Source organism: Trinickia mobilis, assembly GCF_017315705.1.
GTDB lineage: Bacteria > Pseudomonadota > Gammaproteobacteria > Burkholderiales > Burkholderiaceae > Trinickia_A > Trinickia_A mobilis.
This window is the reverse complement of the sequence record NZ_JAFLRF010000004.1, coordinates 158,668-177,724: the sequence shown is the minus strand read 5'-3', so window position 1 is coordinate 177,724 and position 19,057 is coordinate 158,668. Positions and strand designations below refer to the sequence as shown.

At 63.3% G+C, this 19,057-nt stretch carries 16 protein-coding genes; 13 read left to right on the top strand and 3 right to left on the bottom strand.

The window, feature by feature from the left end:
- Positions 1–502 precede the first annotated feature (502 nt).
- The 13 genes from J3489_RS07565 to J3489_RS07505 all read left to right on the top strand — a co-directional run bounded on the left by J3489_RS07565 (position 503) and on the right by J3489_RS07505 (position 15,439).
- The gene (locus J3489_RS07565) at positions 503–1,594 is read left to right on the top strand and encodes a PAS domain-containing sensor histidine kinase (protein WP_206997091.1); all 1,092 of its coding nucleotides are present in this window, start codon (positions 503–505) and stop codon (positions 1,592–1,594) included.
- Positions 1,595–1,602: 8 nt separating this feature from the next.
- Positions 1,603–2,238, top strand: a complete 636-nt coding sequence (locus J3489_RS07560) for a response regulator transcription factor (protein ID WP_206997090.1) — start codon at positions 1,603–1,605, stop codon at positions 2,236–2,238.
- 127 nt (positions 2,239–2,365) lie between these two features.
- A complete protein-coding gene (locus J3489_RS07555; RefSeq protein WP_206997089.1) occupies positions 2,366–2,752 on the top strand; it encodes a response regulator transcription factor in 387 nt (128 codons plus the stop codon).
- A gap of 148 nt (positions 2,753–2,900) precedes the next feature.
- Positions 2,901–3,476 (top strand): lipid-binding SYLF domain-containing protein, encoded by a 576-nt coding sequence (locus tag J3489_RS07550; RefSeq protein WP_206997088.1) that lies wholly within the window; start codon positions 2,901–2,903, stop codon positions 3,474–3,476.
- 72 nt (positions 3,477–3,548) lie between these two features.
- Positions 3,549–4,094: a glycine zipper family protein gene (locus J3489_RS07545; RefSeq protein WP_242539856.1), complete on the top strand. Its 546-nt coding sequence runs from the start codon at positions 3,549–3,551 to the stop codon at positions 4,092–4,094.
- A gap of 28 nt (positions 4,095–4,122) precedes the next feature.
- A complete protein-coding gene (locus tag J3489_RS07540; protein WP_309491346.1) occupies positions 4,123–4,518 on the top strand; it encodes a hypothetical protein in 396 nt (131 codons plus the stop codon).
- Between the two features lie 118 nt (positions 4,519–4,636).
- Positions 4,637–5,860, top strand: coding sequence for an efflux RND transporter periplasmic adaptor subunit (locus J3489_RS07535; protein WP_242539879.1), 1,224 nt, complete (start codon positions 4,637–4,639; stop codon positions 5,858–5,860).
- Between the two features lie 12 nt (positions 5,861–5,872).
- Positions 5,873–9,055 (top strand): efflux RND transporter permease subunit, encoded by a 3,183-nt coding sequence (locus J3489_RS07530; protein WP_206997086.1) that lies wholly within the window; start codon positions 5,873–5,875, stop codon positions 9,053–9,055.
- A 1-nt stretch (position 9,056) separates the two neighbouring features.
- Positions 9,057–10,541 (top strand): efflux transporter outer membrane subunit, encoded by a 1,485-nt coding sequence (locus J3489_RS07525; protein ID WP_206997085.1) that lies wholly within the window; start codon positions 9,057–9,059, stop codon positions 10,539–10,541.
- A complete protein-coding gene (locus J3489_RS07520; protein WP_206997084.1) occupies positions 10,538–11,830 on the top strand; it encodes a paraquat-inducible protein A in 1,293 nt (430 codons plus the stop codon). Before J3489_RS07525 ends, J3489_RS07520 begins: the two co-directional genes overlap by 4 nt.
- The gene (locus J3489_RS07515; protein WP_206997083.1) at positions 11,805–13,424 is read left to right on the top strand and encodes a PqiB family protein; all 1,620 of its coding nucleotides are present in this window, start codon (positions 11,805–11,807) and stop codon (positions 13,422–13,424) included. The genes J3489_RS07520 and J3489_RS07515 overlap by 26 nt, the downstream gene beginning before the upstream one ends.
- Positions 13,421–14,011, top strand: coding sequence for a PqiC family protein (locus J3489_RS07510; RefSeq protein WP_374193435.1), 591 nt, complete (start codon positions 13,421–13,423; stop codon positions 14,009–14,011). The genes J3489_RS07515 and J3489_RS07510 overlap by 4 nt, the downstream gene beginning before the upstream one ends.
- 84 nt (positions 14,012–14,095) lie before the next feature.
- Positions 14,096–15,439, top strand: coding sequence for a TAXI family TRAP transporter solute-binding subunit (locus tag J3489_RS07505; protein ID WP_206997082.1), 1,344 nt, complete (start codon positions 14,096–14,098; stop codon positions 15,437–15,439).
- A gap of 75 nt (positions 15,440–15,514) precedes the next feature.
- Here the strand turns inward: J3489_RS07505 and gltS are convergent, their stop codons facing one another.
- From gltS to J3489_RS07490, 3 genes are all read right to left on the bottom strand, one after another.
- Positions 15,515–16,720 (bottom strand): sodium/glutamate symporter, encoded by a 1,206-nt coding sequence (gene gltS / locus J3489_RS07500; RefSeq protein ID WP_206997081.1) that lies wholly within the window; start codon positions 16,718–16,720, stop codon positions 15,515–15,517.
- A gap of 28 nt (positions 16,721–16,748) precedes the next feature.
- On the bottom strand, positions 16,749–17,960 hold the full coding sequence (gene nhaA, locus J3489_RS07495) for a Na+/H+ antiporter NhaA (protein ID WP_206997080.1): 1,212 nt from the start codon (positions 17,958–17,960) through the stop codon (positions 16,749–16,751).
- 732 nt (positions 17,961–18,692) lie between these two features.
- Entirely contained in the window at positions 18,693–19,049 is a 357-nt protein-coding gene (locus J3489_RS07490) for a hypothetical protein (RefSeq protein WP_206997079.1), read from the bottom strand.
- Between the last annotated feature and the right edge of the window lie 8 nt (positions 19,050–19,057).

The following is a 19,057-nucleotide window of genomic DNA, read 5'->3' as shown; positions in this document are numbered from 1 at the left end:
AATCCATACGTTGTGAAGGAGGTGCGTCGGCGTTTGCCGCGATGCACATCCGCCTAGCTCCCTTCGGTTGCAACTGCCTCTTTGGCGCGACTTTGAATGTTTTGGCCATTTTCATGCCTCGCGCGACGGCAGGGGGAAATTCGCCATGCATTTCGCCTTGTCCGGTTACGAGGTTGTTCTGGCCGCCAGCATCGCTGCGTTCTTGTGGTGTTTACATGAATGCGATGCACAGCGGAAATCCCGGACGCGGACGTGTCTTTGCTGGGTCGATGTAAAAGGGCCGGTGCGTCCTTTCGGCAAGGCTCCCTATCCTTGCGAGCGCGAATTCGTCACATTATTGAGCGCCGCGCGCAAGCGTGAATTTCACGCGGGGAAGTTGCTCTCCGGTTCGGGAGCGACCTTTGGCCAAGCGCTACGGTTGGCGGCAAGCGCTGCCGAGCGCCTGCCGTCGCTCGTCAAACACACGAGGCCAAATGGTCGAGCCGAGGGCGCGACGGCCCCGATGCACGCCGCGCTGGAATTCGTGCCGGTCGCGGTCGTCGGCATCGGACAGTCCGGACAAATCGAATTCTTGAATGCGAAAGCGAGGGAGCTGTTCGGCTACGGTAGCGAAGAACTGACCGGAATGTCAGTCAGCATGCTGATATCCGAGTTGGAGCCGGCCGGCTTGCACGTAGCGGGGAACCCCCCTTTGCCGGACCCTGGGGCTTTGGCCGCGCCCACCATGCAAACCTTCTCGGCGAAGCGCCGCGACGGGACGGAATTTCCTGCCGAGGTGACGACGCGCCAATGCGATGTCGACGGCGTGCCGACGCTGCTTGCCGTCATCGTGGACCGAAGCGAACGATACGAGCTCCATCGCAATCGCCAGGAACTGGCGCATCTGACGCGCATCTCCGCGCTCGGCGAGCTGGCCGGCTCGCTCGCCCACGAACTGAACCAGCCGCTCACGGCGATTCTGAGCAATTCGCAAGCGGCGCAGCGCTTCATGGAAGCGGACCCGATCAACGTCTCCGAGGTGCAGGAAACCTTGAAGGACATCGTCGCGGACAATTGCCGGGCGAGCGAGATCATCCGCAAGATGCGGGCGCTCGTCAGGAAGGGCGATGTGGAGCTGCAGCCGCTCGATGTCGGCAGCGTGGTTCGCGACGTGGTCATGCTGGTGCACAGCGACGCGGTCGTACGCGGGATTCGGACGAGGGTCGACATCGCTGCGGACTTGCCCGCCGTGCGCGGCGACAAGGTGCAGTTGCAGCAGGTGGTGCTCAATCTCCTGCTCAATGCGTTCGACGCCATGCACGAGTGTCCGGCTGCCGATCGCGTGGTCGACGTTCAGGTTGCGGCGAAGCCCGGCGCGACGGTGCGCATAGCCGTTCGGGACCGCGGGCATGGACTGACGGTGGACCAGATGGACACGATATTCAAGCCTTTTTTCACGTCGAAGCCGCATGGTCTGGGGCTGGGTCTGTCGATTAGCCGGAGCATCGTGGCGGCCCATGGAGGCCGGCTCTGGGTGGAGAACAACGACGAACGAGGCGCAACGTTTTATGTAGCGTTACCAGCGGGGGGCATGGCGGGACCGAACCAGACGTGAGGACAACGATGAATGATTTTGCTTCCCGTGTTTTCGTCGTCGACGACGACGCCGGCGTTTGCCGCGCATTCGCACGGCTCTTACGCTCGGCTGGGTATGAGGCCGAAGTCTATGAATCCGCGCGCTCGTTTCTGGATGGCGCCGACCTGTCGAGCGGCCCGGCATGCGTCGTGCTGGACCTGCAATTGCCGGATTTGAACGGGCTCGAGGTGCAGCGCGAATTGAACATGAGCTTGCCGATCATCTTCGTCACGGGGCACGGAGATATCGGCACGACCGTCGATGCCATGAAGGCGGGCGCAACCGACTTCCTGACCAAACCGGTACGTGACACGGTTTTGCTCGAAGTGGTCGAGCGCGCGCTCGAGCGCGCCCGCGAGATTTTCGAGCGCCGGCAGGAACTGGCGGACATTCGACTGCGGCTTAGCCGCCTGACACCGCGCGAGTGCGAAGTGATGGCGCGCGTCGTAACCGGCCGTCTGAACAAACAAATCGCCGGCGAGCTCGGCATTGCCGAAAAGACGATCAAGATTCATCGTGCCCGAGTGATGAAGAAAATGGGCGCGCGTTCACTGGCCGATCTGATCCACCTTGCCGACAAGGCCGGCATCGGCGCAATCGAGCCGATGCGGCTGCTGCACTGAGTCGCCGCGCGGACCGTTCCGGCGTGCACGTGGACCAAAGTCCTATATCGGATTCGCCTTGCACTGACTAGCCTGAATCTGCGGGATTGCAGTTATACGGGCAACCATCAGATTCGGATTTCTCATAATGGGCAATCTCAAACCGTTCGTTGCGGTGGTCGACGACGACGATTCGGTGGGTCGGGCTATCAAGCGTCTGCTGTCTTCCGTTGGCATCGGGGCGGACACGTTTTCGAGCGGCGACGACTTTCTGGACATGCTCTCGTCCATGCCCTCATACCGTCCGGGTTGCGTCATTCTCGACATCCAGATGCCCGGCATGAACGGGCTGGAGGTCCAGCGCCGCCTGGACGGCAGCGGCATGCCCGTCATCCTGATCACCGCCTACGACGACGTGGGCGTGCGCGCCCAGGCACTGGCTTCGGGCGCCGTGGCCTATCTGCGCAAGCCGTTCAACGACTCGATCCTGATCAAGACAGTGCAGACTGCGCTGGGCATGGCACCGGCGCCCTGAGTTCCCGGCAAGCCGGGGGATATCGGACCAAAGTCCCATTGTCTTCGGCAAAACCGGCTACCAAACTTGTCAGCATCGGTCTGCGCTCTGTCGCCGCGGTTGTCACGCGGCCTAATTCCAGCGGCTGCCATTCGTAGAGGTGCACATCATGATCCATTTCGCCCGCAAGATCGCGATGGTCTCTCTAGTCGCCGTGGGCGCGGCCTGCTCGACGGGGCAATCGCCGCCGGCCTCCGATACGGCGGGGCAGTCGCCCGATCCGGTGCTCGACCAGGATTGCCAGGCAGCGCTGGCGAGCTTGTACCAAGCCACGCCGAAGGCGAAAGAACTGAGCGGCCAGGCCAAAGGGATCCTCGTCTTTCCGGGCGTGGTGAGGGCGGGATTCATCGCCGGCGCCTCGCATGGTACGGGCGAGCTGATCGAGAACGGCAAGATCACGGGCTATTACGCGACGACATCGGTCACGTATGGCCTTCAGGCCGGAGTCCAGAAATATGCGTACGTGATGATGTTCATGTCGGATTCCGCACTGAGCTCGCTGAAAACAAGCTCGGGATTCGAAGTCGGCATGGCGCCGACAATCGTGATTGGAGACCAGGGCGCAGCGAAGAACGTGACGACTGCCACGCTCCAATCCGATATCTATGCCTTCATTTTCGATCAAAAGGGGTTGATGGGAGGGATCGGATTGAGAGGGTCGAAGATCACCCGGCTTAATAAGTGACGCTTGCGTTCCCCTCGGCAAGGAAAGTGAATTGAAATTAATTCGGATATCGAATCGATAGGGTGTAAGCAGATGAAGCAGCTGATGGCAGTGGCGCGCGATCGACCCGAGCGTGCGCGGTCTGAAACGCGCGAGACGGCCGAAAGATGGCGGGTCGCAGCGATTGCCGCGGGCGCGCTAGCGCTCGTGTTTGCAGGCGCGGCCTCCGCGCAGCAGTCGATCTTCTACCCCGCAAAAGGGCAGAGTGCGCAGAAGCAGCAAACGGATACCGCGGAGTGCCAGGTATGGGCGAAGCAGACCACGGGCGTCGATCCGGTCGTGCTCGCGCAGCAGTCCGCTCAGCCCGGCGCACCTCAACCCCAGGGCGGGGCGGTAAAGGGCGCAGCCGGTGGCGCAGCGCTGGGTGCCGCGATTGGCGCGATTGCCGGCAACGCAGGCAAGGGCGCGGCGATCGGCGCGGTGACCGGCACGGCGGGTGGCGGCTTGCGTCAGCGGCGGCAAACGCAGGCGGCGAGCCAGCAGGCACAAGCTGCGCAGCAGAACACCGCGAGCCAGCTCTCGACCTTCAATCGGGCCGTGACTGCATGCATGAACGGTCGAGGCTACACCAGCCAGTAGCGTCGCAGCCGATTGGAGGTGCGCAATCGTGAACAGGTTCGAAACTGCGGGATTAGCGGCGATCTTCTTGGTGAGTGGCGCAAGCGCGTGGGCCGGCGATTTCGACGGCAGCAAGACGCTGCTTTGCGCGACCATTGAAGGCCATGCCTGCGATCCCGGCTTCGCCTGCGAGCGCGAGCTGCCGGCGGATCTGGGCGCGCCGCGTTTCCTGTCCATCGATTTCGCTAAAAAACTCATTTCGGGACCCATTCGCGCGACGCCGATCGTCTCCATGAACAAAGCCCAGGGCCAGATTCTCATGCAAGGCACCGAGCTCGACTACGCATGGACCGTCGTGCTCGACACGAACGACGGGGAGATCACCCTGACCCTGGCGAATCGCCATGACGCGCTGGTGTTATTCGGAGACTGCACGGCGATGTAGTTTCGAGGAGCGTCCGATGAAACCCGCACTCGCCCTTTATCGCGTCCTTCGGCAGCCGACGCTCGCCTTGAAGTTGCGGCTCGGCGCAGTTGGGCCGGCGCGAGGCGCGTTGTCCTTGATGATCGTGGCGGCAGCGCTAGCGTTGTTCGGCGGCTGCAAGAAACCTTCCGGCCCGCCGGCGCTCGGCGCCCCCGAGGTGACGGTCATGACCGTCACCGCACGCGACACCCCGGTCGACTTCGAATTCACCGCGCAGACCCAAAGCTCCCGGGAAGTCGAGATTCGCGCGCGCGTGGACGGCTTTCTCGACAAGCGGACCTACGTCGAAGGCCAGACGGTGAAGACCGGCCAGACGATGTTCCTGATGGACCCCAAGCCGTTCGAAGCTGCGTTGCAGACGGCGAAGGGCGAGCTGGCGCAGCAGCAGGCGAGGCTTACGGTTACCAAGCAGAACCTCGCGCGGGTCAGGCCGCTTGCCGCACAGAACGCGTTGAGCCAGAAGGATCTCGACGACGCGGTCGGCAACGAGCAGCAGGCCGCCGCCGCGGTGATCTCCGCCCAAGGGCAAGTCCGGAGCGCGGAGCTCAACCTCGGCTACACGACGATCAAATCGCCGCTGAACGGCCTCGCGAGTTATGCGCGGCAGCAGGATGGCAGCTACGTCACGGCCACTGCAACGGGGCTGCTGACGTACGTGTACCAGCTCGATCCCATGTGGGTGAACTTCAGCATCTCCGAGAACGAGTTGCTCCGCTATCAAGACCAGATTCGCGCCGGGAAATTGCGTTTTCCGCCGAACAGCGAGTTCGTCGTGACGGTCGTGCTCGCCGACGGCTCCGAGTTTCCGGAGCGCGGCAAGATCAGCTTCGCCAATCCGGCGTTCAGCACCGAGACCGGGACGTTTCTCGTGAGGGCGGTGCTCGACAACCCGAAAGGCCTGTTGCGCCCTGGACAATTCGTGCGCGCGCGGGTGTCCGGCGCGACGCGGCCCGGTGCGATCCTGATTCCGCAGCGCGCGGTGCTGCAGGGCGCGCGAAGCCATTACGTGTGGGTGGTGGACAACGAGTCGAAGGCGCATCAGCGCGTGGTGGAAGTGGGCGACTGGAACGGCGACAACTGGTTCATTACCGATGGCCTGAAATCCGGCGAGCGCGTCGTGGTGGACGGCGCAATCCGGGTCGCGCCCGACGCGCCGCTGAAAATCGTCGGCACGCTGGCGCCGACCGAAACCGGCGGCAAGGCGGTCGTCGAGCAGACGAACACGACGGGCGCGGTCCCCGAAGGAAAGCCGCCCGAAGGAAAGCCGGCCGATGCCAAAGCATCCAGCGGCGCAGCGCAGTAAAGCGGAGAGCCCATGAACATCTCCCACTACTGCATCGACCGCCCGATCTTCGCCTCGGTCATCTCCATCGTCATCACGCTCGGCGGCGCGTTGACGATGCTCGCGTTGCCGATCGCCCAGTATCCGGACGTCACGCCGCCGCAGGTGACGGTATCCGCCACCTACCCGGGCGCCAGCGCCGAGGTCGTGGCCAACAACGTGGCGGCGCCGATCGAGGAGCAGGTCAACGGCGCGGACAACATGATCTACATGTACTCGTCCAGCTCGTCCACCGGCAATGTGACGCTCAACGTCTTCTTCGAGATCGGCACCAATCCGGAGCTCGCGCAGGTCGACGTGCAGAACCGCGTGAACCTCGCGCTGCCGCAATTGCCGCAGCAGGTGCAGGCCCAGGGCGTCCAGGTCCAGAAGAAATCGAACGCGTTCATGATGGTCATCGCGATCTATTCGCCGGACCAGCGCTTTGATCCGACCTATATCGCCAACTACGCCAACATCTATGTGCTCGATTCGATCAAGCGCATCGGCGGCGCGAACCAGTCGGCCATCTTCGGCACGCCGGACTACGCGATGCGAATCTGGCTGAAACCGGATCGCATGGCGCAACTCGGCATCACGGCCGGCGACGTGCAGCGGGCGGTCTCAAGCCAGAACCAGCAGTTCGCGGTGGGCAGCATCGGCCAGTCGCCGACCGGCAGTCCGGTCGAGCAATCGTTTGCCGTGACAAGCCCCGGGCGTCTCGCCACGCCGGAGCAGTTCGACAACATCATCCTGCGCGCGGCGAGCAACGGCGCGGCGATCGTGCGTCTGAAGGACGTCGGCCGTGCCGAACTGGGGCAGAAGAGCTATGCGAACCGCAGCACCTTCCAGGGCAAGCCGGCCACGATCATCGCGGTCTATCAGCAGCCGGGCGCGAATGCGCTCGACGTCTCCAAGCAGGTGCGTGCGCGACTCGAGGAACTGAAGAAGTCGTTTCCGCAGGGTCTCGACTACGAGATCGCGATGGACACGACGGATTTCACGCGAGCGTCGATTACCGACGTCGTGCACACATTCTTCGAAGCGCTCGTGCTGGTCGTGATCGTGGTCTTCGTGTTCCTGCAGAACCTGCGCGCAGTGGTGACCCCGATTCTGGCGGTGCCCGTCTCCATTGTCGGCACCGCCATGTTCATGCTGGTACTTGGCTTTTCGATCAACATGCTGACATTGTTCGGCATGGTGCTCGCCATCGGCATTGTGGTGGACGACGCGATCCTCGTGATCGAGAACGTCGAACGGAACATGAGCGTGCACAGGCTGGGCCCGAGGGATGCCGCGAAACGGGCCATGGACGAGATCTCCGGGCCGATCGTGGCAACCACGCTCGTCCTATGCGCCGTGTTCGTGCCGGTGGGGTTTCTCGGCGGCATTACCGGACAGTTGTACAGGCAGTTCGCGCTCACGATTGCGATCTCGGTGGTGATCTCGGGGATCGTGGCCCTGACGCTGTCGCCCGCCCTTGCCGCGTTGCTGCTCAAGAGCGCGCACCACGAGAAGAAAGGCTTCTTCCGGTGGTTCGACAAGGTGCTGGCCCGGATGACGGCTGGCTACACGAATGCGGTCAGGTTCGTCATCAAGCACTTCGTGACCGCCCTGCTGCTGTTTGTCGGCATGATCGCACTGGCGGTGGTGATGCTGAAGACCATTCCGGGCGCATTCCTGCCGCCGGAGGATCAGGGTTACCTGCTCGGGGCCGTGATCATGCCGGACGCAGCGAGCCTCGATCGCACGGGCGACGTAGGGCGGCGCGTCACCGACTATTTCATGAAGCAGGAAGCCGTCAGCAGCGTCGTGATCGTGAATGGCTTCAGCTTGCTCGACAGCCAGAACAAGAACAACGCAGGCACGTTCTTTATCGGGCTGAAGAGTTTCGACGAGCGCTACAAGTTTTCGAACATCAAGACGCAGAATGCGCGCGCGGTGCTGATCAAGGCGTATGAAACGCTCTCCAAGATTCAGGAGGGCATTGTCATTCCGGTCAATCCGCCGTCGATACCGGGGCTCGGCACCACTGGCGGCACGGAGATGTGGATCGAGAGCCAAGGCGACGGCTCCATCGCGCAGCTTGCCGGCGTCGTGCAGGATTTCGTGCAGAAGGCGAAGGCCCGGCCGGAGCTGTCCGGCGTCACGTCGACCTTCAACGCTTCTTCGCAGCAACTGCTGGCCGACGTCAACCGCGACCAGGCCGAAACGCTCGGCGTGCCGATCGACGAGGTGTACAGCGCGATGCAGACGATGTTCGGCTCGCTCTACGTGTCGCAGTTCAACCGCGACAGCCGCCTCTGGCAAGTCATCCTGCAAGCGGAGCCGCAGTATCGGCTCACGCCGCAAGACCTCGACCAGATCTACGTGCGCAGCAGGACCAACAACATGGTGCCGATCAAGGCCGTGATGAACTACAAGTTCGTCACGGGCCCCGACCTGGTGACGCGCTTCAACAATTTCCCGGCCGTCAAGGTCACGGCCAACGCGGCGCCCGGCTACAGCTCGGGCCAGGTGATCGGCGCGCTCGAGGACCTCGCCGCACAGATGCCGCCCGGTTACGTGGCCGGCTGGAGCGGCGAAGCGTTTGAAGCGCGCCAAGCCGGCGGAAAGTCGGGCCTCGTGTTCGTGTTCGGGATCATCATGGTGTTCCTGATCCTCGCCGCGCAATACGAGAAGTGGTCGCTGCCGTTCGGTGTGCTGATGGCGGTGCCGTTCGCCTTGTTCGGCGCGCTGCTCGCGATCCTGCTGCGCGGGCTCAACAACGACGTCTACTTCCAGATCGGCTTGACGATGCTGGTCGCGCTCGCCGCGAAGAACGCGATCCTGATCTTCGAGTTCGCGGTGTTGAACCGCGAGACGGGCGCATCGCCGTACGACGCGGCGGTGACCGCAGCCGAAGAGCGCATGCGCCCAATCATCATGACGTCGCTCGCGTTCATCCTCGGCTGCGTGCCGCTCGCGATCGCGCTCGGCGCGTCGGCCAACAGCCGCCATTCGATCGGCACGGGGGTCATCGGCGGGATGCTGGGCGCGACGGCCATCGCCGTGTTCTTCATTCCGATGTTCTATTACCTGCTCGAGTCGATGGCGTCGCGCTCGAAGAGCGGCACAGAGACGCCCGGTCCCGGTTCGCCGCACGTCACGCCGTCCGCGCGGCGCGAGGGCGACTGACATGCGCCGCACCGCGCTCGCGCGTGTCATCGCGCCTATCCTGCTGCTCGCCGGGTTGAGCGGCTGCCTGCTCGGCCCCGACTACGTGCGGCCGAAGGTGGACGTGCCGCCGTCGTACCGCTTCGAGTACAAGGATGCCGCGGACGTCGCCAACACCCTGTGGTGGGAGCAGTTCCAGGACCCCGTGCTGAACGAGCTGATCGAGACAGCGCTCGCGAACAACCTGGACGTCAAGGCTGCGACGGCGCGCATCGATGAATTCCTCGGCCAGTTCGTGAGCACGCGTTCGGCGTTGTTCCCCCAGATCAGCGCGGGGTTCGACGCGTCGCGCCAGCGCGCCTCGAAGAGCGCCGCCGTGCCGCTGCCCGCCGGCGTCAGTCCGGTCTTCAACCAGTTCCAACCGAGCCTCTCGGCGGCGTGGGACATCGACTTGTTCGGCCGGGTGAGACGCGAGACCGAGGCCGCGCGCGCGAACCTGCTCGCAAGCGAGCAGAGCCGCCGCGCGACGATCCTGACGCTCGTGGCTTCCGTTGCCTCGTCGTATATCGCGCTGCGCAGCCTCGACCGGCAGCTCGAGATCGCACAAAGCACGACCGAGAGCCGTGCCGAGTCGGTCCAGGTGTTCGAGCTGCGCTTCAAGGGCGGGCAGATGTCGCAAATGGAGCTCGCGCAGAGCCAGTCCGAGTACGAGGCGACGGCGGCGACGATCCCGCAGCTCGAAACGCAGATCGCGCAAGCGGAGGACGCGCTATCCGTGCTGCTGGGCCACAACCCGGAACCGATTCTGCGCGGCCGCGTGCTGGCGGCGCTGGGGACGCCGGCCGTGCCCGCAGGCCTGCCGTCTGACCTGCTCGAACGCCGGCCCGACTTGCAGCAGGCCGAACAGAACCTGATCGCGCAGAACGCGCTGATCGGCGCGGCACGCGCGCTGTATTTCCCGTCGATAACGCTTACCGGGCTATTCGGTTCGGTCAGCTCGCAGTTTTCGAATCTCCTCACCGGGCCCGCAAAGGTCTGGTCGTTCGCCGGATCGGTCACGGTGCCGATCTTTACCGGCGGCAACATCACGGGGCAGGTTCATCAGGCGGAGGCGCGGCAGCAGGAGGCGCTCTTCGCGTATGAAAAGGCCATTCAGGTTGCATTCCAGCAGGTCGAGGATGCGCTGATCACGCTGCAGAAGTCGCGCGAGCAACTGGACATCCAAGGCAAGCAAGTCGATGCGCTGCGCACCTATTTGCGGCTCGCGCGGATGCGATACGAAGGCGGCTATACGAGCTATATCGATGTGCTCGACGCCGAGCGGAGCCTCTTCAACGCTGAGTTGCAATACACGCAGACGCAGAGCACGACTCTCACGAGCGTCGTCAACCTCTACATGGCCATGGGCGGGGGATGGGTCGTTCAGGCGGAGCGCATGATCGCGCCGCCGCCAGCGGGAGGCCAGCCGCCCGCTGCGGCCGAGCCCGTAGCGGAGATGCCGCAATGAGCCGCGCCGATCTCATTGCCTGCCACGAATGCGATCTCCTGCAGCGCGAGGTCGCGGTGCCGCCCGGCGGCGTGCTGCGCTGCCGGCGCTGCCATGCCGAGTTGTACCGGCACCGCACCGCCGGTCTCGAGCGCTCGCTCGCCCTTTCGCTGGCGGCGGCCGTGCTGTTCGCCGTCTCCAACCTGTATCCGATCGTGGGCTTGTCGGTGAGCGGGACGGTTGTCGAAACGACGCTGCTAGGTGCCGTGAGCGTGCTCTATCGGGATGGCATGTGGCCCATCGCCGGACTCGTCTTCGCGACCACCTTCCTGATGCCCGTGGTGCAGACGCTGAGCATGCTCTGGATGCTGCTGCCGCTGCGGTTCAACCGCGTGCCCCGGGGCCCGGCTTTCGTGTTTCGCTTGAGTCATCTGGCCGCGCCGTGGGGCATGACCGAAGTGCTGATCCTCGGTTTGCTCGTGGCGCTGGTCAAGCTCGCGCACATTGCGAGTGTCGTCGTGGGGACCGCGCTGTGGTCGTTCGGTGCGCTGATGCTGATATTGGCAGCCGCCGGCGCGGCATTCGATACGCGGGTGCTGTGGTTGCGCATCGCCGCCGTGCAGGCGGGCGGCGGCGGTGAAGAGGGCGTGAGCGCGCCGTTGCCCCGCGGCGCCGTCACGGCGTCGCAATGCGGTCTCGCGTTATGTCACGACTGCGGGCTGCTCGCGCGAGCGCCCGCCCACGCACACGCGTTCTCATGCCCGCGTTGCGGCGCTGCCATGCACATGCGCAAGCCGGCGAGCTTCTCGCGCACCTGGGCGCTGCTGATCGCCGCCATGGTGCTGTACATCCCTGCGAACGTGCTGCCGGTGATGTACACGAGTTCGCTGTTCGGCGCCCAGGACGACACGATCCTGAGCGGGGTCGTCTACCTCTGGACTTCGGGTTCGTGGCCGCTTGCCGTCGTCGTCTTCATCGCGAGCATCGCCGTGCCGATGCTCAAGATCCTCGCCATTGCGTATCTGACGATCTCGACGCAGCTTGGCTCGCGCTGGCTGCCGGAGCAGCGCACGCGCATCTACCGCGTGGTCGAGTTCGTCGGGCGCTGGTCGATGCTCGACATCTACGTGATCACGATGCTCGTCGCCCTGGTGCAGTTCCAGGCACTGGCGACGATTCAGGCCGGCGGCGCGGCGATCGCATTCGGGGCGGTGGTCATACTGACCATGTTCGCGGCGATGGCGTTCGACCCGCGCCTGATCTGGGACGCAGTGGAGCAAGATCATGCCAGGACCCGAGCACAAGCCTGATGCCCCGGAATTGCCCGAGGCGGTCGTCACCACGCGCTCGCGCTGGCGCATGCAGCTCGTGTGGCTCGTGCCGATCGTCGCGCTGCTGATCGGCGGGTGGCTCGCGGTCAAGGCCGTCATCGAGAGGGGGCCGACGATCACCATCAGCTTCGAGACCGGCGAAGGGCTCGAGGCGGGCAAGACGAAGATCAAGTTCAAGAACGTCGATGTCGGCGTCGTGAAGACGGTGACGCTTTCGCCCGACAGCAAGAGCGTAGTGGCGACGGCCGACATCACCAAGGACGCAACGAAGCTGCTGCTCGACGACACGCGCTTCTGGGTCGTGCGCCCGCGCATTTCGGGAGGGACGGTCTCGGGATTGAGCACGCTCTTGTCCGGCTCCTTCATCGGCATGGATGTCGGCAACTCGGACAAAGAGCGCCGCGATTTCGTCGGGCTGGAAGTCCCGCCGGTGCTCTCGGCCGGCGTGCCCGGCCGGGAGTTCGTTTTGAAAAGCGCGGACATGGGGTCGCTCGATGTCGGCTCGCCCATATTTTTCCGCCGTCTGCAGGTCGGGCAGATCGCCGACTTCCAGCTCGATCCGGACGGCAAGGGCGTGACGCTGCGCGCGTTCATCAACGCGCCCTACGACAAGTTCGTGAAGCCGGGAACGCGCTTTTGGCACGCGAGCGGCATCGACGTGGTGCTCGACACCAACGGCGTGCGCGTGAGCACGCAGTCGCTCGTGTCCATCATGATCGGCGGCCTTGCCTTCGAGACGCCGAACGACGCGCTAGCACAGCCCGCGGCTGCCGCGAAGACCGAATTCACGCTGTTCGCGAGCCAGGCCGACGCGCTGAAGCGGCACGACCGCATCGTCCAGCCGTATATGGTGGACTTCACGGAATCGGTAAGGGGCCTCACCGTTGGAGCACCGGTCGAATTTCGCGGCATCGTGGTCGGCGAAGTCACCGCTATCTATACGCGCTTCGATCCCGTTACCCGCCAGTTCAGCATTCCGGTCGAATTCAACCTCTTCCCGGAACGCTTCACTTCGCGTTACCAGACGGGCGAAAAGGGCGGACCTCTGACCGACCGCCCGCGCCAGCTGGGTGACTTCCTGGTCGAGCGCGGACTGCGCGCGCAGCTGAGGACGGGCAACCTGCTGACCGGGCAACTCTACGTCGCGCTCGACTTCTTCCCCGGTGTGCCGAAAGCGAAAATCGACTGGACTTCGAACCCGCCGCAGCTGCCTACCACGCCAGGCGCGTTGCAATCGTTGCAGGACTCCATGACGCGCCTGATGGCGAGGATGAACTCGATTCCGTTCGAGGCGATCGGCAAGAACACGCAGGAAACACTCGCGAGCGCGAACGCGATGCTCTTGCGGCTCGACTCCGACGTGCTTCCTCAAGCCACCGGCACGATCGCCGCCGCCCATGCCGCACTCGACTCGGCCAACAACGCGTTGCAGCCTGGCTCGGCGCTGCAGCAGAGCACCAGCGACGCGATGCAAGAACTGGCGCGTACCGCCGCGGCCTTCCGCACGCTTGCCGATTATCTCGAGCGGCATCCAGAGTCGCTGATTCGCGGCAAACCGGAGACCCAGCCGTGAATCGTTCCCTCTCTTTCCTCACTGTCATGCTGGCAGCGGTCGTGCTCGGCGGCTGCGGCAGCTCGCCGATCGCGCGTTTCTACACGCTCAAGCCGGATGCGACGTTGACGAGCGCCGGGGACGCCATGCCGCTTCATGTCGTCGTCAGTCCGGTCACGATTCCGGATCTGGTCGACCGTCCGCAGATCGTTACGCGGGTTGCCGGCAACCAGGTCTCGCTCGACGAATTCGATCGCTGGGGCGAACCGTTGAAAGGCGATATCGCACGCGTGATCGCCGCAGACCTGGGCGCATTGCTTGGCTCGGAACGCGTGAGCGTGTTCGATACGGGCGCCGATGTGCCGCCGGCATGGCACGTGCGCGTCGATGTCATGCGCTTCGATTCGATGCCGGGCGACGCGGTCACAGTCGAAGCGCAGTGGACGGTGTGGCCGCCGAAAAAGTTCGCGCCTGTCATGGGACGCTCGCTCGAACACGAACCCGTGCGGGGTCAAAGCTATGACGCCCTCGTCGCGGCTCACGATCGTGCGCTGGCGGCAGTGAGCCGCGATATCGCGTCGGCCATTCGCACGAGCCTGGCTCAATGAGGTGCAGGTCGCGCGTCGCGCGGTGGCCGTCTTCCCCGCACAAACGCTTGCCGCGGGCCGACCCCGCGCGCGAGAGGCCTAAAGATGCCCAGGCTCGACCCCGCGCCTTACCGTAGCCGAAAAACCCCCAAGACACGGGGGCGCCGGCCGCTTCTCATCGTTGGCGCAATACTGTTGTTGGCCGCGCTCGGCTGGGCGCTCGCGGCGGCGCTCGAGCCCGCTTTCCAGCGCACGATCGTCATCACAACCGGGGCGGACAAGGGGATCTATCGCGGCTTTGCGGATCGCTATGCCCCCATCCTGAAGCGCGAAGGCATCACGCTCGATATCCGAAGTTCCGCCGGATCGATCGAAAATTATCAGCGGCTGAGGGATCCGGACAGCGCATACGAAGTGGGCTTTATCCAATCCGGCACTACCACTCCGAACGAAACAGACCGCCTGCAGACCATTGCTGCAGTCTCATATGAACCGATCTGGGTGTTCTACCGCGGCGACGCCACCCTCACTAGGCTGGCACAACTGCGTGGCAAAAGGGTTTCCGTAGGCGTCTCCGGTAGTGGCCTGCTCAACGTCTCCCTGGTATTGCTTGCCTACAGCGGCATCACCGGCGACAACACTACGCTGCTGGAAATGGACGCAGCCAACGCGTATCGAGGTCTGGAAGACGGCCGACTGGATGCGGCTTTCTTTATCGGCAGGCCCGATGCTCCGATGCAAAAGACGCTGCTGAACAGCGATCTGAGACTGATGAGTTTCGCTCAGGCCGATGCGCTGGTCCAAAAATTTCCGGCTCTCTCCAAGATCATTTTCCCGCGTGGGTCGACCAGCATCGCCGATGACCTTCCGCAGGCCGATGTCACGCTGCTGGCCGCGACCGCCCTGCTTGTCGCTAAAGAAACGCTGCATCCCGCCCTGGTCTACCTTCTGCTCGACGCGGCCAAAACCGTCCACGGCGGCGAGGACTACTTCACACCGATCGGCACGTTTCCCAACCTGAACACCGAAGAATTCCCCATTTCCGACGAGAGCACGCGCTACTTCAAATCCGGCCGTCCCTTCCTGCAGCGCTACCTTCCATTCTGGCTGGCCAGCCTTATCGAAAGGCGCCTGCTGATCGTGCTGCCCTTCATGGCGCTACTAGTGGGCTTGCTGCAGGCATTGCCGCGCATGGTGGAGGCGCGGATAAAAAAACGGCTGGTGGTTTGGTATCGTGAAATCAAATCTTTGGAAGATGAAATATGGAGAACCCGGCAACCGACCCGTGACCAGATTGCGCAGTGGCGCGATGAAATCGAGAGCATCGACGCGCATGCCAGTCAGATACGGATTCCACAGCGCTATTTCCAAGATGTTTACGCCCTTAAACAAGCGATTGGCGTCGTACGGGACCGGATCTTCCAAGTGGCCGGCAAGGCTAAGGAATAGCGCCCCGCATCAAAAGCGGAATCGCAATGCAACGACGAAGGCTCTTGATCATGGCTCGTCCTCCATCCGGAAAAGTTACCCATAAATCGGCAGCAGCAGGAACAGTTTGATGACGATCGCGTTAGCGATATCGATGAAGAATGCGCCCACCATCGGCACGACCAGAAACGCCAGATGGGATGGGCCAAACCGCTCAGTGATGGCTTGCATGTTGGCGATCGCAGTCGGCGTGGCCCCGAGGCCGAACCCGCAATGCCCCGCGGCCAGGACCGCAGCGTCATAGTTGCGGCCCATGACCCGAAAGGTCACGAACATCGCATAAGCGGCCATCGCAATCGACTGTACGGCGAGGATCACGAGCAACGGCAGCGCAAGCGAGGCCAAGTCCCATAAGCGCAGGCTCATCAGCGCCATCGCGAGAAAAAGACTGAGGCTGACGTTGCCCAGCATCGAAACGGCGAGTTCGGAAACCACGTACCAGCCGCGTATGGCGAGCACGTTGCGCAGCACGACGCCGACGAACAGCACCCACACGAAAGCGGGCAATTCGAACGCCGTGCCGTTTGACCAGGAAGCGAGCGCCGAGCCGACGGCGAGACTGACCGCAATCAAGGCGACGGTTTCGATGACGGCGTCCGGCGTAATCGGGCGCACAGCCTTGGGCTGCTCGAAACCGGCGGCGCTTGCGGGGCCATCGGACTCCTGCTTGGCGGCGAGACGATGGCGCGTGATCAGGAAACGCGCGACCGGGCCGCCGATCAATCCGCCGAGTATCAAGCCGAAGGTGGCGCAAGCAATGGCGATCTCTGTCGCCGCCGCGAGCCCGTGGCGTTCGGCGAACACCTTGGCCCACGCAGCCCCCGTGCCATGACCGCCCGAGAGCGTCACCGACGCCCCGAGCAAGCCGAGAATGCGTTCTTGCCCCAACGCCCAGGCAAGCGCGATACCGAGCACATCCTGCATGACGAGCAAGCCGGCTACAACGCCGAGAAAGACGACCAATGCCCGCCCGCCGGATTTCAGCGCCGCCAGATCGGCGTTCAGACCGATGGTGGCAAAGAAAGTGAACATCAGCGGCGATTGAAGGGCGTTGTCGAAGCGCACCTCGATGTGGGAGAAGCTGCGCGCCGCAAAGACCAGCAACGCGACGAGCAGTCCGCCTGCGACGGGTTCCGGGATGCTGTAGGTGCGCAGGATTCGCGTTCGAGCCAGTATTTGCCGCCCGAGCAGCAGCACGAGGCACGCTGCTGTCAGCGTTTCCAGCGCGTCGAGGCTCACCATGTTCTTCTCCGGATGATGGTTCGACGGGTCAGCCGCGCGGCGAGGTGGTGCTGGAATGCCCGGACGCGAACCTGAGCAGCAGATAGCCGGTGATGCCCGCGAGCAACGAGCCTGCAATCACCCCCAGGCGGATCGGCGTGAAATATTCCGGTCCTTCGAACGCAAGGGAGCCGATGAACAAGCTCATGGTGAAGCCCACGCCGCACAGCGCGGCAGCGCCGGCCAACTGCGGCCAGCTCGCGCCGGCAGGAAGTTTGCCGAGCCCGAGTCCGATCAGCGCGGCGCTCGCTCCGAAGACGCCGACGAATTTCCCGGCGAAAAGACCGGCGGCGATGCCGAGCGGCAGCGGCTCTGCAAGAGCGGCGAGCGTGATGCCGGTGAACGAAACCCCGGCATTGGCGAACGCGAAGACCGGCAAGACCCCGAACGCCACCCATGAGTGGAGGTTGTGTTCGAGCCGGTGCAAGGGAGCGTGTCCTTCGACGTCCGTTGTTTTGAGCGGAACCGCGAAAGCGGCCGCAACTCCGGCGAGTGTCGCGTGGACGCCGGACTTCAAAACGAACACCCACAGGATCACGCCGATAATCATGTAAGGCGCGATTCGCGTGACTTTGAAGCGGTTCAAGGCAATCAGCAGCGCGATCGCAACGGCTGCGAAAAGCAGCATCGAGAGCGAGAGATCCTCGGTATAGAACAGCGCGATGATGACGATTGCGCCTAAATCGTCGGCAATCGCCACGGCAGTCAGGAATATTTTGAGCGACACCGGCACTCGATCGCCGAGCAGCGACAGAATGCCGAGTGCGAAGGCGATGTCGGTTGCCGTGGGAATGGCCCAGCCATTCAACGCCGCGCCGCTTTCGCGGTTGACGGCGTAAAACACGAGCGCGGGTACCAGCATCCCGCCCAATCCCGCAACGACAGGCAGCACGACTTGAGCGGGCGTGGACAGTTCGCCTTCGATGACCTCGCGCTTGACCTCCAGGCCGACGAGGAGAAAGAAGATCGCCATCAAGCCGTCGTTGATCCACAGCAAAAGCGGCTTCGCGAGGGCGAACGATCCGAAGCGAACCTCCACGGGAATCTTCAGCAGTTCGTCATAAGCGACGCGCAGCGGCGTGTTACTGCAGATCAATGCGAGCGCGGCTGTTGCCGCAAGCAGCAAACCACCTGCCGACTCCAGTCTGAGGAAGTCGGTAATGCTGTCGGACGTCTTGCGAATCGCGTTGCCGATCACCATACCCGTTCCGTTGTTTGCGCATTCGCTCCGGATTGGAGGTCGATGAGGATCTCACGTCAAGCCGAAGTCTTGGTTTGATTTTGTCACGCGGTCCGGCAGAAGCAATAAGACCTTAGTCCGACGATCCACCTAAGACCTTCGTTAACATCGACCAAGAAAATAAAAGCCTTGTGCGAGTCATTTCGGATAACTGCTTGGATGTGGTGAAAAGCCGCCAATCAATAGGCTCATTTGACACTTCACCTTGGATACCCCGACAAGCTTGCCGATAATAGCGAATGTTGCCTAGACGTTAAGCCCATTGTTCTGCTCTTTGGCGGCATGCGAAGCACTCACACGTGCTCGTGCGCATCGCTGTTCATCATTCGTTTAAGTGAGATTTTCTGCGCGACTTGGATTCTCCGGTCGAGCTGGATTGCGACCGGATGGATGAGTTTGTCCGTTTGATTTCCAGCAGGCCGGCTGTGATACGGGTAATTCCGGATGACCCATTACCCGAGGTGTCGATTGGCAACGCGTCATTTGCTCGATTCCCCCGCAAGGGGTAAGAAAAAGAGGCCCGGCGATGCGCAAGAATTCCGTTTCCTCCTCCCGTTTGCAGCCGACAATTGCGCAGCCCGACAGCGTGCCTAAAGCGATGCTCATGCGCCTCGCCTTTCTCGCGTGCGCCTTGTTGAGCGTCGTTCCGATCGGCGGGCACGCGCAAAGCACGCTGACCATCAGCGGCGTCGCCTATACGCTTTGCGCGACGGAAGGGCAGTTTTGCTCGTTCACCGGCACGGCGAACGTCGTATTCGGCACGACCTCCCCGTCGTTGATGTACGACATCAACGGGCCGTTCACGAACGGCGTGAGTTGCGTCAACGGCAAGGTGTCGCAGACCGACCCTGCATTCGGATACTCGAAGAGCTGCTGGTATGGCGCCACTTCGTCTGGGTCGTCCTCCGGTTCATCGGGCTCGTCCGGTTCGACGGGCTCATCGGGGTCCTCCGGCTCCTCCGGCTCGTCCGGTTCCTCCGGATCGTCCACGTCAGGCGGTTGGACGCAGTGCGCCACGGAAAATGGCTTTTGCGCGTTCTCCGGGGCCATGACGGTTC

What these genes read in the sequence shown, in the direction of transcription:
- J3489_RS07565 (WP_206997091.1), top strand. Translation starts at nt 503, where the DNA reads ATGCACGCCGCGCTGGAATTCGTGCCGGTCGCGGTCGTCGGCATCGGA.
- J3489_RS07560 (WP_206997090.1), top strand. Translation starts at nt 1,603, where the DNA reads ATGAATGATTTTGCTTCCCGTGTTTTCGTCGTCGACGACGACGCCGGC.
- J3489_RS07555 (WP_206997089.1), top strand. Translation starts at nt 2,366, where the DNA reads ATGGGCAATCTCAAACCGTTCGTTGCGGTGGTCGACGACGACGATTCG.
- J3489_RS07550 (WP_206997088.1), top strand. Translation starts at nt 2,901, where the DNA reads ATGATCCATTTCGCCCGCAAGATCGCGATGGTCTCTCTAGTCGCCGTG.
- J3489_RS07545 (WP_242539856.1), top strand. Translation starts at nt 3,549, where the DNA reads ATGAAGCAGCTGATGGCAGTGGCGCGCGATCGACCCGAGCGTGCGCGG.
- J3489_RS07535 (WP_242539879.1), top strand. Translation starts at nt 4,637, where the DNA reads ATGATCGTGGCGGCAGCGCTAGCGTTGTTCGGCGGCTGCAAGAAACCT.
- J3489_RS07530 (WP_206997086.1), top strand. Translation starts at nt 5,873, where the DNA reads ATGAACATCTCCCACTACTGCATCGACCGCCCGATCTTCGCCTCGGTC.
- J3489_RS07525 (WP_206997085.1), top strand. Translation starts at nt 9,057, where the DNA reads ATGCGCCGCACCGCGCTCGCGCGTGTCATCGCGCCTATCCTGCTGCTC.
- J3489_RS07520 (WP_206997084.1), top strand. Translation starts at nt 10,538, where the DNA reads ATGAGCCGCGCCGATCTCATTGCCTGCCACGAATGCGATCTCCTGCAG.
- J3489_RS07515 (WP_206997083.1), top strand. Translation starts at nt 11,805, where the DNA reads ATGCCAGGACCCGAGCACAAGCCTGATGCCCCGGAATTGCCCGAGGCG.
- J3489_RS07505 (WP_206997082.1), top strand. Translation starts at nt 14,096, where the DNA reads ATGCCCAGGCTCGACCCCGCGCCTTACCGTAGCCGAAAAACCCCCAAG.
- gltS (WP_206997081.1), bottom strand. Translation starts at nt 16,720, where the DNA reads ATGGTGAGCCTCGACGCGCTGGAAACGCTGACAGCAGCGTGCCTCGTG.
- nhaA (WP_206997080.1), bottom strand. Translation starts at nt 17,960, where the DNA reads ATGGTGATCGGCAACGCGATTCGCAAGACGTCCGACAGCATTACCGAC.
- J3489_RS07490 (WP_206997079.1), bottom strand. Translation starts at nt 19,049, where the DNA reads ATGGCCCCGGAGAACGCGCAAAAGCCATTTTCCGTGGCGCACTGCGTC.